Source organism: Nostoc sp. 'Peltigera membranacea cyanobiont' 232, assembly GCF_002245985.1.
GTDB lineage: Bacteria > Cyanobacteriota > Cyanobacteriia > Cyanobacteriales > Nostocaceae > Nostoc.
Genome location: NZ_NOLK01000036.1, coordinates 1 through 13,238 on the forward strand (window position 1 = coordinate 1; position 13,238 = coordinate 13,238).

13 protein-coding genes are annotated in these 13,238 nt (G+C 44.0%); 5 read left to right on the forward strand and 8 right to left on the reverse strand.

Going from position 1 to position 13,238, the window contains the following annotated elements:
- The 3 genes from lysA to CDG79_RS14425 all read left to right on the forward strand — a co-directional run.
- A partial coding sequence (gene lysA, locus CDG79_RS14415) for a diaminopimelate decarboxylase (protein WP_223278150.1) occupies nucleotides 1-929 on the forward strand: 929 nt, incomplete at its 5' end.
- Nucleotides 930-1,186: 257 nt separating this feature from the next.
- Nucleotides 1,187-2,131, forward strand: a complete 945-nt coding sequence (cdaA, locus tag CDG79_RS14420) for a diadenylate cyclase CdaA (protein ID WP_094342729.1) — start codon at nucleotides 1,187-1,189, stop codon at nucleotides 2,129-2,131.
- The gene (locus CDG79_RS14425; RefSeq protein ID WP_094327353.1) at nucleotides 2,128-2,877 is read left to right on the forward strand and encodes an isoprenyl transferase; all 750 of its coding nucleotides are present in this window, start codon (nucleotides 2,128-2,130) and stop codon (nucleotides 2,875-2,877) included. The genes cdaA and CDG79_RS14425 overlap by 4 nt, the downstream gene beginning before the upstream one ends.
- 342 nt (nucleotides 2,878-3,219) lie before the next feature.
- On the opposite strand, the gene CDG79_RS14430 is transcribed toward CDG79_RS14425, so the two are convergent.
- The 7 genes from CDG79_RS14430 to dnaK form a co-directional block, all read right to left on the reverse strand.
- The gene (locus CDG79_RS14430) at nucleotides 3,220-3,639 is read right to left on the reverse strand and encodes a hypothetical protein (RefSeq protein ID WP_094342730.1); all 420 of its coding nucleotides are present in this window, start codon (nucleotides 3,637-3,639) and stop codon (nucleotides 3,220-3,222) included.
- A 15-nt stretch (nucleotides 3,640-3,654) separates the two neighbouring features.
- Nucleotides 3,655-3,948: a hypothetical protein gene (locus CDG79_RS14435; protein ID WP_094342731.1), complete on the reverse strand. Its 294-nt coding sequence runs from the start codon at nucleotides 3,946-3,948 to the stop codon at nucleotides 3,655-3,657.
- 39 nt (nucleotides 3,949-3,987) lie between these two features.
- Nucleotides 3,988-5,772, reverse strand: a complete 1,785-nt coding sequence (locus CDG79_RS14440) for an eCIS core domain-containing protein (RefSeq protein WP_143855481.1) — start codon at nucleotides 5,770-5,772, stop codon at nucleotides 3,988-3,990.
- Between the two features lie 120 nt (nucleotides 5,773-5,892).
- Nucleotides 5,893-6,165: a DUF3143 domain-containing protein gene (locus CDG79_RS14445; RefSeq protein WP_094342732.1), complete on the reverse strand. Its 273-nt coding sequence runs from the start codon at nucleotides 6,163-6,165 to the stop codon at nucleotides 5,893-5,895.
- Nucleotides 6,166-6,196: 31 nt separating this feature from the next.
- Complete coding sequence (locus CDG79_RS14450; RefSeq protein ID WP_094342733.1) at nucleotides 6,197-6,718, reverse strand: J domain-containing protein; 522 nt, start codon at nucleotides 6,716-6,718, stop codon at nucleotides 6,197-6,199.
- A 152-nt stretch (nucleotides 6,719-6,870) separates the two neighbouring features.
- Nucleotides 6,871-7,866 carry a DnaJ C-terminal domain-containing protein gene (locus CDG79_RS14455; protein WP_094342734.1) on the reverse strand — a complete coding sequence of 332 codons (996 nt, stop codon included), beginning with the start codon at nucleotides 7,864-7,866 and terminating at the stop codon, nucleotides 6,871-6,873.
- 156 nt (nucleotides 7,867-8,022) lie between these two features.
- Nucleotides 8,023-10,116 carry a molecular chaperone DnaK gene (gene dnaK / locus CDG79_RS14460; RefSeq protein ID WP_094342735.1) on the reverse strand — a complete coding sequence of 698 codons (2,094 nt, stop codon included), beginning with the start codon at nucleotides 10,114-10,116 and terminating at the stop codon, nucleotides 8,023-8,025.
- A gap of 321 nt (nucleotides 10,117-10,437) precedes the next feature.
- Between dnaK and CDG79_RS14465 the strand changes: the two genes are divergently transcribed.
- On the forward strand, nucleotides 10,438-11,286 hold the full coding sequence (locus CDG79_RS14465; RefSeq protein ID WP_094342736.1) for a M28 family peptidase: 849 nt from the start codon (nucleotides 10,438-10,440) through the stop codon (nucleotides 11,284-11,286).
- A 33-nt stretch (nucleotides 11,287-11,319) separates the two neighbouring features.
- Here the strand turns inward: CDG79_RS14465 and CDG79_RS42365 are convergent, their stop codons facing one another.
- Nucleotides 11,320-11,457: a hypothetical protein gene (locus CDG79_RS42365; RefSeq protein WP_189524995.1), complete on the reverse strand. Its 138-nt coding sequence runs from the start codon at nucleotides 11,455-11,457 to the stop codon at nucleotides 11,320-11,322.
- A 102-nt stretch (nucleotides 11,458-11,559) separates the two neighbouring features.
- On the opposite strand from CDG79_RS42365, the gene CDG79_RS14470 reads away from it, so the two are divergent.
- Nucleotides 11,560-13,092: a SagB/ThcOx family dehydrogenase gene (locus tag CDG79_RS14470; RefSeq protein WP_094342737.1), complete on the forward strand. Its 1,533-nt coding sequence runs from the start codon at nucleotides 11,560-11,562 to the stop codon at nucleotides 13,090-13,092.
- The last annotated feature ends 146 nt before the right edge of the window (nucleotides 13,093-13,238 follow it).

A 13,238-nucleotide genomic window follows, 5' to 3' on the forward strand; every position in this document is an offset into this window, starting at 1 on the left:
GGGGAGCAGGGGGAGCAGGGGGAGCAAGGGAAGTAAATTCCCCCTCATCCTCCCCATCGCCTCTCCTCATTCGCATTATGCTGCGGCTAACTCCCGGTATTGAATGCCACACTCACGAATATATTCGCACGGGACACTTAGATAGCAAATTCGGCTTTGATCCCAACGATTTAGGTGAAGTTTTTACCTTTGTCAGTCAACAGCCAACCCTTAATTGCGTAGGGGTACACGCTCATATTGGTTCCCAAATTTTTGAGCGCCAACCGCATCAAGATTTGGCTGCTGTCATGGTGCAATGGCTGCGGGATGCCGGGAAGTATGGTTTAAATATTACAGAGTTAAATGTTGGTGGTGGTTTGGGGATTAAGTACACAGAATCAGACGATCCCCCCAGCATTGAAGAGTGGGTGAAGGCGATTTGTGAAGTTGTCCAAGAAGCCTGTGCGGTCGAAAATCTGCCTTTACCGAAATTACTGAGTGAACCGGGGCGATCGCTAATTGCCACAGCTTGCATCACTGCTTATACTATTGGTTCATCCAAAGTTATTCCAGAAATTCGTACCTACATAGCGATCGATGGGGGAATGTCCGATAATCCTCGCCCGATTACTTACCAATCAGTTTATCGGGCGGTAGTTGCCAATAAAATGTCTTATCCTTTAACTCAAACAGTCACAATTGCTGGTAAACATTGTGAATCAGGAGATATTCTGATTAAAAATGCTCTCCTCCCAAAGACTGAACCAGGAGATATTCTCGTAGTTATGGGAACTGGTGCGTACAATTACAGTATGGCATCTAACTATAACCGCTTGCCCCGACCGGCAGCAGTTGTGGTGGCGAATGGCGAAGCAAATTTAATTTTGCAACGTGAAACTTACCAAGACTTAATTCGACAAGATAGCCTACCAGAAAGGCTGAAAATTTAGTCATTTGTCCTTGGTCATTGGGAGCCACTGCGTTGCGGTGAGGCAGTCCGGTCTTCTCCCAAAGGGAGAGGCTAGCGCCAAGGGGGTTTCCCCCATGAGCAACTGCCGTTAGCGCAGCGTTAGCGAGCCTGCGAGCGTCACCCGAAGGGGGGTTCGCCCCGTTAAAGCAAGTGGCGTTCATTAGCCAGGAAATAATTACAAATGACTAATGACCAATGACTAAGTGTAATTAGAGGCAAAAGTGTAATCCAGATGTCATGAGAGATTGGTGGAAGCAATGGCTGATAAACCTGGGGTGGTCACAGTCCTTGCTACTTGGGACTCTGGATATAGTGTTAGTGTTGGCGCTGACGTACATGATACTAGTTATTATTAGTGAGCGCCGGACACTGTGGATGGTGCGGGGGTTCATTATCTTAATGCTAGCCTCAGCACTAAGTGGCAGATTAGGACTACCTCTGCTGAGTTTTGTACTAGAAAAGTTGGTGATTGGTTGTGCTGTAGCAATGGCAGTTGCTTTACAGTCAGAGTTTAGGCGGTTTTTGGAGCAATTGGGGCGTGGCGAATTTCGCCAGTTATTTCAACCCGATCGGCTGGCAATTCCCAAATCTGATAGTGTAATTGATGAAATTGTTGAGGCTGTTAAAGAATTGTCAAAAAACCGGATTGGAGCTTTACTAATTGTGGAAACCACAGGGCCAATTGATGAGCGAGATTTTTCTGTGCCAGGAGTAAAGCTAAATGCGGAGGTTTCTAAAGAACTAATCCAGACAATTTTTCAGCCGAAAACTTTGTTACACGATGGAGCGACATTAATCCGTGGCTCACGGCTCATATCATCGGGTATAATTTTACCACTTTCGGGACGCACAGCCTCGCGCCAGTTGGGAACACGCCACCGAGCGGCAATGGGAATTACTGAGCGGGTCGAAAATTGCATTTGTGTCGTCGTATCTGAAGAAACGGGTTCCATTTCCTTAGCGGAACGGGGAACCCTAAATAGACCACTGACGATTAAGAAACTAAAAGAGTCATTAGAGGCTCTTTTGTCACCAACCGTAGATAGGGAAGCTGTTGCTCCTGGTCTGTTGAGTTTTGTTCGTCGGATAGGTGGGAAGACACTAGCACTGGTTTCACGTTTACTCGGATTACCACGTCTTCGACGCGCTACGCGAACGACCGCTTCTCGAGATAAAAAATGACAGCACAACAAACTAAACTGCAAGATTTGCCTACTGACTTAAAACGAGAACTATTACCGCAGCATGTTGCGGTGATTATGGATGGCAATGGTCGATGGGCTAAACGTCAGGGTCTACCTAGATTTATGGGTCATAAGCGAGGGGTAGATGCTCTCAAGGATTTACTTCGCTGTTGTCAGGATTGGGGAATTCAAGCACTCACAGCGTATGCTTTTTCCACAGAGAACTGGAAAAGACCGCAGGAAGAAGTAGATTTTTTGATGACTCTGTTTCAAAGAGTTTTGCGCCAAGAACTGCGGGAAATGGTCGAAGAGAATGTTCAAATTAAATTTGTAGGAAATTTGCAGGCTCTGCCACGATCGCTCCAGCAAGAAATATCCCGGTCAATGGAAAAAACCAAGGATAATCGCGGTATCCGGTTTTCAGTGGCAACTAATTATGGCGGACGGCAAGAAATTCTACAAGCTTGTCAGGCGATCGCAAAACAAGTTCAACAAGGTCTGTTACAACCTGATGAAATTGATGAACAGGTATTTGAAAGCCACTTGTATACTGCCGGAATTACTGACCCAGATTTATTAATTCGCACCAGTGGAGAAATGCGCCTCTCAAATTTCCTTCTCTGGCAAATGGCTTATGGAGAAATTTATATTACCGATGCTCTCTGGCCCGATTTTGATCGGGCTGAGTTTCATCGCGCTTTGTGTGCTTACCAGCAACGGGAGCGGCGATTTGGGAAAGTCTAAAATCTGTGAGAAGTTAGTAATTCAGTAGGGTGGGCATTGGTTTCAATCATTTTGACAACACTCAGTGCTGAGTGCTGAGTGCTGAGTTAAAAGACCACGCCACTTGCGGGTGGGGTATCAACCAACCTCTTGAGTTAAGAAGATTCCGCCACGCCACTTGCTCCTCTTGGCTACAAGCCAAGACCGCAGTGGCTCCACAAGGGGCGGGGCTTGTACCAAGTACATAAGTGATGAGTAGTTTTTTGACTTACTCAGCACTCAGCACTCTTCATGCGATCGCACATTTTTAGAAATACCCACCTAACAAGATCGGCGATCTCCCTTTTAAAATCCAATCACGCATCAACGAGTACGATCAATTTTCCATGTAGAGTTATCTAAAACGTAACTCTCACCGTCGATTCCATGACTAACTTCACCATTTGGACTGACTAGAGTTTTTGGTGCAAGGCTCTTGCGACGAAGTATACCTGTTACAATAATCATCTTACCCACAAGGTCACTATGCCATTCCTGAATTCCATCCATATAAACAGGTGTCTCATCCTGCGTTAATACGATGGCACCAAGAGAAGCATTCTCTGCCCTTCCGTGAATCGTAATAAGTTGGTTTATGCTTGCTTCAGAGAGAGTAGCATTTCTATTTGTTGTGTCTGTCTGATTGATTTCAGCTACGCTTGGATGTGCTAGCGGTAACTTTGTAGAATTACATCCAGTCAAAACAAGCGTTAATGCTAATCCCGGTAAAAAATATAACATCATTATTGGAAATACCCACTATGGAGCAATTGTCCAAGTTGGACTTTCTAGAATATAACTATCGCTATCAACTCCATGACTTACTTCACCTTTAGGGTTGATAGTAGCCTTTGGAGCGATACTCCGACGACGCAATATACCTGTTACAACTATTTCGCTTTCGGCGATGTTACTATCCCACTCTGGGATTCCATCTAAGTAAACAGGTGTGTAATCATCTGTCATGAGGACTGCACCCAGGGAAGCATTTTGTGCAATACCCTGAATCGTGGTTTTCTGATTGATTTTGTCTGCAAAATCTAGCTCTTCCATAGTTAAACCTACGCATCTTTCATAACGATTTTTTATGCTCTAAGGTGATTTGACTGCTTTTGCCGGATCGTAATTTTTAGCGATCGCAACACAATAAACAATTCTGTCAAAATCGATGTAACCTTTGGCAAACTTTTCTTTGGTACTTTGATAGACTTTCATCCCTGGTTGGCTATGATTGGCGTGCCAAAAGCTCTGGCTAGCTTCATCCCAGAATCCGTAATCAAAGTTGACAAAACCTGGTCTCTCAAGGTATTTGTATTCGCTCATGTCTACCTCACCAGTTTTTTTATCAGGTCTAAAGGCATTCTTATTTGGTTTCTTACGTTTCTTCTCATCCGAATCTTGATTTGACCAAAATAATTTGGCAAAAAGCACAGCACGCTGATCCTTAAAAGAATCATAAAGTTCAGTCATACCTAGATTGAGTGCCACATCTTTTTGCAATGCCAAACTTTCATTTTTCTTATCCATTTTGGCTTTTGCTTGATCGAAGGTAGCATAACAGTCATCAAGGGGTGGGTTGCCGCCACCACTGAGGTCTAAAGCAGTAATACCGATACACCCCCGTGCAAGAGTTTGTTTCTCAATATCTGTTAACTTGCGCCCCTGTTCAGCTTCCCACATTTCTATGTATTGTTCGACTGAATATTGGCGCTGTTTTCCATCTTTGGTTGTGCCTGATGCTGGTTTAATGTTCGGTTTAACTTTAAGTGATTCACCCAAACGCTGTACTGTTAAAGTATTTGTATTTTTGAACTGCAAATCTTGTCTTTCTCGTTCTGGTGATTGAGGTATCTGTACCTCTTGACCTTCCTCGCAGACTGGACATTTTCGCTGTACAGATGATTGATTTAAAGATTCACTAGTTTGAATATTGCCAGTCTGTTGCACTACATGGGTCAATTCATGGGCAGTCAACGCATCCTTACCGGGAGCCTTACCCGCCCCAAAGTAAACATCCTGCTTGTGTGTAAAGGCTTGAGCATTCAACTCTCGGTTCATCTGCACTGCTTCGCCGCCTGTATGCACTCGCACCTGACTAAAATCGGCACCAAAGCGGGGTTCCATAAACGATCGCACCTCATCCGGCAGCGCACTTCCCCCACCCTGACTACTACTTAGCCGATTTTCAAGATTGCTCTCCGCTTGAAAACCTGCATCAGGGAAGCTTTTTGTTTGAATCTCCTCTTCTTCTTCTGGCATTGCCTCTCGTTGCAGAGTCCCATTGCCCAGAGTTTTGGTTTGGAGTTCCTCCTCTTCTTCCGGCATTACCTCGCGTTGAATTGAGTTACCCAGAGTTTTGGTTTGAATTTCTTCTTCCTCTTCCGGCATTACTTCACGCTGGACTAACGGTGCGATCGTTGCTGCTAAAGTTTTGGTTTGGATCTCCTCTTCTTCTTCCAGCATCGTCTCACGCTGAATCGAGTTACCCAGAGTTTTGGTTTGAATTTCTTCTTCCTCTTCTGGCATCGTCTCGCGCTGCATAGATCCCTTGCCATCGGGCATACTCATTACTTGGTCAGCAACGCGATCTGCTTCCTGCTCATACATATCATTTGGCGCACCCACCGTCAGTTTTGTTTGGGGACGACGCAATGCTATGGAACTAATGTTGTGACCAGCAGTCTGCACTTCTTGAAGGTTGATTAATTCATCAGTTACTGTTTGGATGACATTATTCGTTGGTAAACCAAAGCCTCGCACTGGATTTGCCAGTGTCGGAGTTGTTGCTGAGACAAGGGAGGGATTTGAAAAAGTTGATGTAGCTGCTTTCTTCTGCCCAAACGTGCGTAGGCGTAGCCCGTTGTAGATATCGCTCATCTCACCCTTCCCTCATTGATGGGTAAAGCCGTAATTCTTACTACCAAGCAAATTTTACACTTTATCTAAATGCGATCGCTATCGACTTTTGTCTAAATTTACCTGTACTCACTACTTCACTTATGGCCCAGAAAACACAGCTTGTTCGACATCATCTCGACTAAGAGAATATTTGAATGAGCGTTGGATATCTTGCCCATTTTCCCCAGATTGGACATATCGCACTACAATTTGTTCAACGTCGAGCCATAATTCAGCTTGCCAACTAGGCCGCTGCACATGCCAGCAATGCTTCTGGGTTTCGTCTTGTTTACAGCCTTGGTCTTTTAGCCACTGTTCAATTTGTGGCAGGGGATGATTATATAGGGGGGTATCAGAGGGAAGGAGAGGCATAGAAATTTTGGATTTGCAATTAGGAAATTTTTTAATTTTTAATTACCATAAGGGTAATTAGTTGCGATACATAGTTAATCGGCTGTTGTACAGATGGAGTTGACTGTAGTAAGTGGGTTGGAAAAGCAGCATCACCACGAGTTAAGCCAAGGGCAACTGCTAATAGCAGACAACCTACAAATGTTAACACCAGCATAAATAAAGCAAAAATTTCGCCAGATGATAAGGGGCGATCGCTAGCATCAAGGTAAGCTGATTTTGACCAGTCATGACGCGAGACGGGATGATTCAAGTCGGGGGGTGGTTGAATCACTCCAAATCGGGAATAGCCAATTTTTAAATCGTAGCTTAATCGGCGTTCTGGATGGCTAAGGGTAGCGTAGGCTTCATTGATTTGCTGAAATTTAGCAGTAGCGATCGCAGTAGGCAAATCTGTAGTATCAGGATGATAGCGTTTGCTCAGTTCTCGATAAGCGCGACGAATATCAATTACTGATGCCGAGGGATGCAGTCCTAGCAGGGAGTAATAAGTTGGTTTACTGCTTTCTGGCATTGCCCCGTTTTGATTCACGGCTGTTTGAGTCACTTTGCTCAAAGATATTTTTTATATTTTAAATCCTTTGTGAATTGTGGAAGACAGAACAAGACACAGCAATTTTGAGTTAGTAATTATTTTGGTCAATAGCTTGATATAATTCCTCACCCCTAACCCAATAAATCAGCACGGGGTTTAAAGGTTTCAATTTGCCGTAACTTTTCGTAAAGTTCCCGTTCTTCTTGAGTAATATTTTTCGGTGTGACTATTTGAATTTCTACTAATTGATCGCCACGTTTACCGTCTTCGCTGGGGTAGCCTTTATTCCCTAGTCGGAATTTTTGACCAGACCTAACTCCTTGGGGGATAGTCATTTTCACTGGCCCGTCTAAAGTTGGGGCTTCTACCTGTCCTCCTAAAACTGCTTCGCTGGGAGTAACTGGTACTTGGCAGAGGATATTTAAACCTTCTATCTTAAATAATGGATGAGGTTCAACGGTAATTTTTAAGTATAAGTCGCCACCACCAACGCCTTGATTCCGCAAACGGATGGTTTGGCCTGTCACCATCCCTAGTGGCATATTAACTTCTAGCGATCGCCCATCTTCTAAACGAATGCGTTCATTACCACCTTGATAAGCTTTTTCTAGTGGTAGGGTTAATCTAGCTTCTATATCTCGACGGGTAGTGCGAGGTGGGGTGTTAACGGTATAGGCAACTTTTGTTCTGGGTGAACGAAAGGGATCGGTAGTATTGCTATTACTGGAGTTAGTTGTCCCACTCTTATTTTTGACACCGATAACTTGATTAATAAAGCTTTCAAAGTCAGAGAATTGACTTGGATCTACGTCCTGATTGCCGTTGCGATCGCTAGCGCCACTCTGCCAAGTTTTAGCCTTTGGTGTTTGTTTGTTGCCAGCAAAGTCTTTTTGCTTCCAGTAGCGGCTAAACTGGTCGTATTGCGATCGCTTGGCGGGATCTGAAAGAACTTCATAAGCCTCGCCGATATCCTTAAATTTTTCCTCAGATTCTTTGTTACCCGGATTGAGATCGGGGTGATATTGTCTTGCTAACCGCCGATAAACTTTTTTAATTTCCTCCCCAGAAGCATCTTTAGATACTCCCAAAATCTCGTAATAATCGCGGAAATTCGGCAAATTTTGCATAGTTAGTTATTTAAATTTTAGATTTTAGATTTTGGATTAATTAGGAGTAGAGACGCAATTAATCGCGTCTGTACAGGAGTTAGGAATTGAAAGATTTAATTTTTAACTTCTCACTCCTAACTCCTCACTCCTAACTCCTCACTTTTATTAAAAGTACTACAACCAATCATTGTCATCTTCATCATCCCAGTTATCTTGATAGCTAGGGCGGGCTTTGCGTGGAGGACGGTTTTCATAAGAGGAGGAACGACTGTCACGGCTATTATCTCGGCCATAGTCTCTGTTATAATCTTTACCGTAATCTTTGCCATAGTCCTTACTGTATGAGTCGCGTTCTCGATATGTATCTCTAGGAGATTCGCGGTCTTTATCCTTATCACCACCAGTAAAGATGTCACGGATAGTACCGAACAAGTCGTCATCTTCATCTTCAGCATAAGTCTCGCGGACTTCCCGATTTAGCTCGTAGAGAGCATCTTGCAAATCGGCGTAGGCTTGATCGATACCGCGATCGCTATTTTCCTTGAGACTCTCTTTTAAGTCTCGACAAATATTATCAATTCTTTGGCGGCGGCTGCGGGCAAACTGCATACCAAATTCGAGTGCTACTTCTCTAAGTTGCCGTTCTGCTTGGAAAATCAGCGCCTCAGAACGAGTCCGCTTTTCTACCCGTTCTTTCCGTTCGCGATCGACATCGGCGTATTTCTGAGCATCCTGAATCATCCGATTCACTTCTGACTCGTTCAAGGTGGAAGCGCCTTGAACGGTGATACTCTGTTCTCGCCCAGTAGTCCTATCTAACGCTGTAACTTGTAAAATACCATTAGCATCGATATCAAATGACACCTGAACTTGAGGAATTCCTCGTGGGGCTGGCGGGATACCATACAGCTTGAAACGTCCTAAAGACTTATTGTTTGCTGCCATTTCCCGTTCTCCCTGGACTACGTGAATTTCCACAGTATTTTGGTTATTTTCAGACGTGGAAAAAATGTCAGAACGGCGGACTGGGATGGTGGTATTGCGGGGAATAAGTTTTTTCATCACGCCGCCAATGGTTTCCAATCCCATAGAAAGGGGTGTAACATCCAAAAGCAGCACATCTTTGAGTTCACCTGCGAGAATTCCGGCTTGAATTGCAGCACCTACTCCCACCACTTCATCGGGGTTAACGTTTTCGTTAGGTTCTGTGCCAATTAAGTCCCGGACTAGCTGCTTTACCATTGGCATCCTTGTAGAACCGCCAACTAACACCACTTCTTCAATGTCTCTAGGCGAAAGTCCAGCATCTTTGAGGGCGCGTTTCACTGGTGTCCGCAATCGCCCCACCAAATCACCACACAAACCTTCAAACTGGGAACGAGTTAAACGAGTTTCTAGATGTTTGGGGCCTTCTTGGTCAGCAGCAATAAAAGGTAAGTTAATATCGGTAACGCTGACAGAGGAAAGTTCCATTTTTGCCTTTTCGGCCGCTTCCATCAGGCGTTGTAAAGATTGTCTCTCGCGTCTTAAGTCTATTCCGTCAGTTTCCAGAAATTGCTCTGCTAACCAATCTACTATTTTTTTATCAAAGTCATTCCCACCAAGTTGTGTATCCCCACTGGTAGCTTTGACTTCAAATATTCCATCGCCTACATCTAAGATCGATACGTCAAAAGTACCGCCACCCAAGTCAAAGACTAAGATAGTTTCCGTCTCACCCCGATCTAATCCGTAAGCCAAAGATGCAGCAGTCGGTTCATTGAGAATCCGCAGCACCTCTAAACCGGCAATTCTGCCAGCATCACGGGTTGCCTGCCGTTGAGAATCGTTAAAATAAGCGGGGACTGTAATCACTGCCCCTGTCACTGGTTCACCCAAATATTGACTAGCATCCTCTGCCAATTTCTTCAGCACCATTGCCGAAATTTCTTCTGGGGCGAAATCTTTATTGAGGCGGGGACAGGCAATTTTAATATTACCTACTTCGTCTTTGCGGATGGTGTAGGGTACACGCTTGGAATCTGGACTAAGTTCGGCATATTTGCGCCCAATGAAGCGTTTTACTGCAAAAAAGGTATTTTGGGGATTGAGGACGGTTTGCCGCCGTGCCATTTGCCCAACGACCCTTTCGCCTTCTTTACTGAAGCCAACTACGGAGGGTGTTGTTCGCATTCCTTCTGCATTGGCAATCACCACCGGCTTGCCACCCTCCATAACGGCGACTACTGAGTTGGTTGTACCCAAGTCGATGCCGACTACCTTGCCCATGCGTTACTCTTCTCCTAAAGTGTCTTATATATTATTTATTATGATTGGGCGAAACTACCTCTAGCTTGAATGCTATGGGATGAAAACACCTTAATGGTATAATAGTCATCCTTAAGGCAGTGAGCTAAGAAGTACAGCTAGAGGAGATAGTTGCAAGACTAGGATAGCATTGACGATGATTGCTGTGTCCAAGCAGCCTCAATTCTTGTTATCCGGTTGCTTGTATGCACTGAATCTATGAAGTTGCTAAATGCACTTTAATAATAAATTTCTGCTTCTTCGAGTGCCTGAAAACCTTAACATTACCGCTATTTTAAAAATTTGAATTTAACAGAGCGATTACAAACTTCCCTGGGTGCGATCGCGCGAGAACGCGATCCTTACATGGCAACGGCTGGACATTTTTTCGTCCAAGAATACATCCGTCAAGAATTTTCTCAATGGGGGAGTGTGGAAATCCACACCTTTGAAGTCAGGGGTAAAGCTTGTAAGAACTTGATATTAAATTTACCCCCTGAAGCTAGACGACAAAAAAAGGATTTGCCACCGATTTTAATTGGCGCTCATTATGATGGAGTTCCGGGAACATCTGCGGCTGATGATAATGCCACAGGTGTGGCTGTGTTGCTGGAATTGGCAAGAAAGTTTGCATCTGTGCCGATAAGATATCCTTTAAGGCTAGTTGCTTTCGATATGGAAGAATACGGCTTACTGGGTAGTGCTGATTATGCAGCCTTGCTGTACCAACAAAAGCAACAGCTACGCTTAATGATCTCCCTAGAAATGCTGGGCTATAAGGATTCTACACCTGGTTCGCAAAATTATCCCCCGCCTCTAGAACGCTTCTATCCAGATAAAGGTGATTTTATTGCTTTAATTGGCAATTTGCGGACATTGCCTGATTTAATTGGCATGAGCCGTAATATTCGCAAAGCTGGCGTAGCTAGTCAATGGCTACCTGTGCCGAATCGAGGTTTAATAGTTCCCCAAACCAGACTTAGCGATCATGCACCTTTCTGGGATTTGGGTTATCCGGCAATGATGGTGACAGATACAGCATTCTTGCGAAATCCCCATTATCACAAACCTAGTGATGCGATCGCTACTTTAGATTTAGATTTTCTGAGTGGTGTATGTGAAGGGTTGGAAATTGCCATTCGGCGGTTGTGAAAATATTAGACATATCCAGAAATTAAATATGCGTTATCCATAACCCTTGTAGAGATGTAGCAATGCTACGTCTCTACATTCTTTTTTACCAGATTCCCAATGCCCAATGCCCAATTCCCAATTCCCAATTCCCAATGCCCAATGTCCAATTCCCAATACAGTTGTTACCAATTACCACTTTGTGACTATAAGGATTGTACGAATTGACACGAAACAATGAGGCTAATGAATGCCAAGATCAAAAAAGGATGCCCCAAGGATATTAAAAGTACTATGCCAGAATTACACCAATCAATTGCCCAGCATTACCACGAACGGACTAAATACAACCCTGAGACTCTTGCCTCCAAAAGTCAGCAGTTAGACTGGACTAAACAGCCAGTACCTTTTAAAGAGTACAAAATTGGCTCTAGTTTTGATCTCAAACCCTATATTCAAGAAAAACCAGAAGCTTATGCTAATAATCCAGATGCTCAATGGTGGCAAAGACTTTCTCGGTTGCTGTTTCGCAGTTATGGATTGACAGCGAGAATGCCTTCTATGGGTAGTGCGGTGTATTTACGTGCTGCTCCCAGTGCAGGCGGATTATACCCTGCTGAGGTGTATGTGGTTTCCCGTGGTACGGCGTTATTGCCACCCGGTTTGTATAACTACCAGTGTCGGACTCATTCTCTGATGCATTATTGGGAAAATGATGTTTGGCAAAGTCTCCAAGCAGCTTGTTTCTGGCATCCTTCTTTAGAAAATACCCAACTAGCAATTATTGTCACTGCGGTATTCTATCGTTCTGCATGGCGCTATGAAGATCGGGCTTATCGCCGGATTTTTCTAGATACGGGACATCTGTTAGGCAATATCGAATTGGCTGGCGCGATTACAGACTTTCGCCCTCATTTAATCGGCGGCTTTGTGGACGAATCGCTAAATGACCTACTTTATATCGATCCGCAACAAGAAGGTGCGATCGCTGTCTTACCTCTGGCAGACTTGTTAGATGTCAATCAAAACTTGCCATTGGGATGTACTGCTTTACCTTCCGCCACCGAAACCAGTTATCCCCAAATCCCCGATGGTGAATTGCTGACATATTTCCATCGACATACCCAAATTCAATCAGGTATAACTGGCAATCTCAATCTACCAGTTATTAAACAAGAAAAATCTTTAGAGGATAAATATAACTTTCCTTTCTGTTTGAAAATTCCCACCACCACTGCACCTATAGATTGGGGTAAAAAGCTGTCAGAACTAGAAAGTACTATGTATAAGCGACGCTCTACCCGCGCTTATAATGGTGATGATTTAACTTTCGATGAATTAAAAAGTTTACTCGATTTCACCTACCAACCGCAAAATTATATCGATCAAAGTTTAGATATTTCTCCAGACTACTTTGATTTGAATTTAATCGAAACATTTATTGCTGTTTGCGGAGTTAAAGGACTGGAGGCAGGTTGTTACTATTACGCACCCAAAGCCCAAGAATTACGCCAAATTCGGTTTAAAAATTTCCGGCGAGAGTTACATTTTCTCTGTTTGGGGCAAGAATTAGGACGGGATGCAGCAGCAGTGTTGTTTCATACAGCCGATCTGAAGGCTGCGATCGCGCAATATGGCGATCGCGTTTACCGTTACTTACATCTGGATGCCGGTCATTTGGGACAACGCCTGAATTTAGCCGCAATGCACCTAAATATAGGCGTTAGTGGTATCGGTGGATTTTTTGATGACCAAGTAAATGATGTTTTGGGTATTCCTGCTGATGAAGCTGCTCTATATATCACTACATTGGGACGACCAAGATAAAACGTAAATGTGCATAATTTTACCGCAGGCTACCGCAAACAACATCAAGTCCACTTAACTATAGCCTTTTGGAATTTGTCGTAATACCAGACTTTCGTAGGGTTAGTTAAGACGATCGGTGCGTTAGCCTACGGCGTAAGACAACG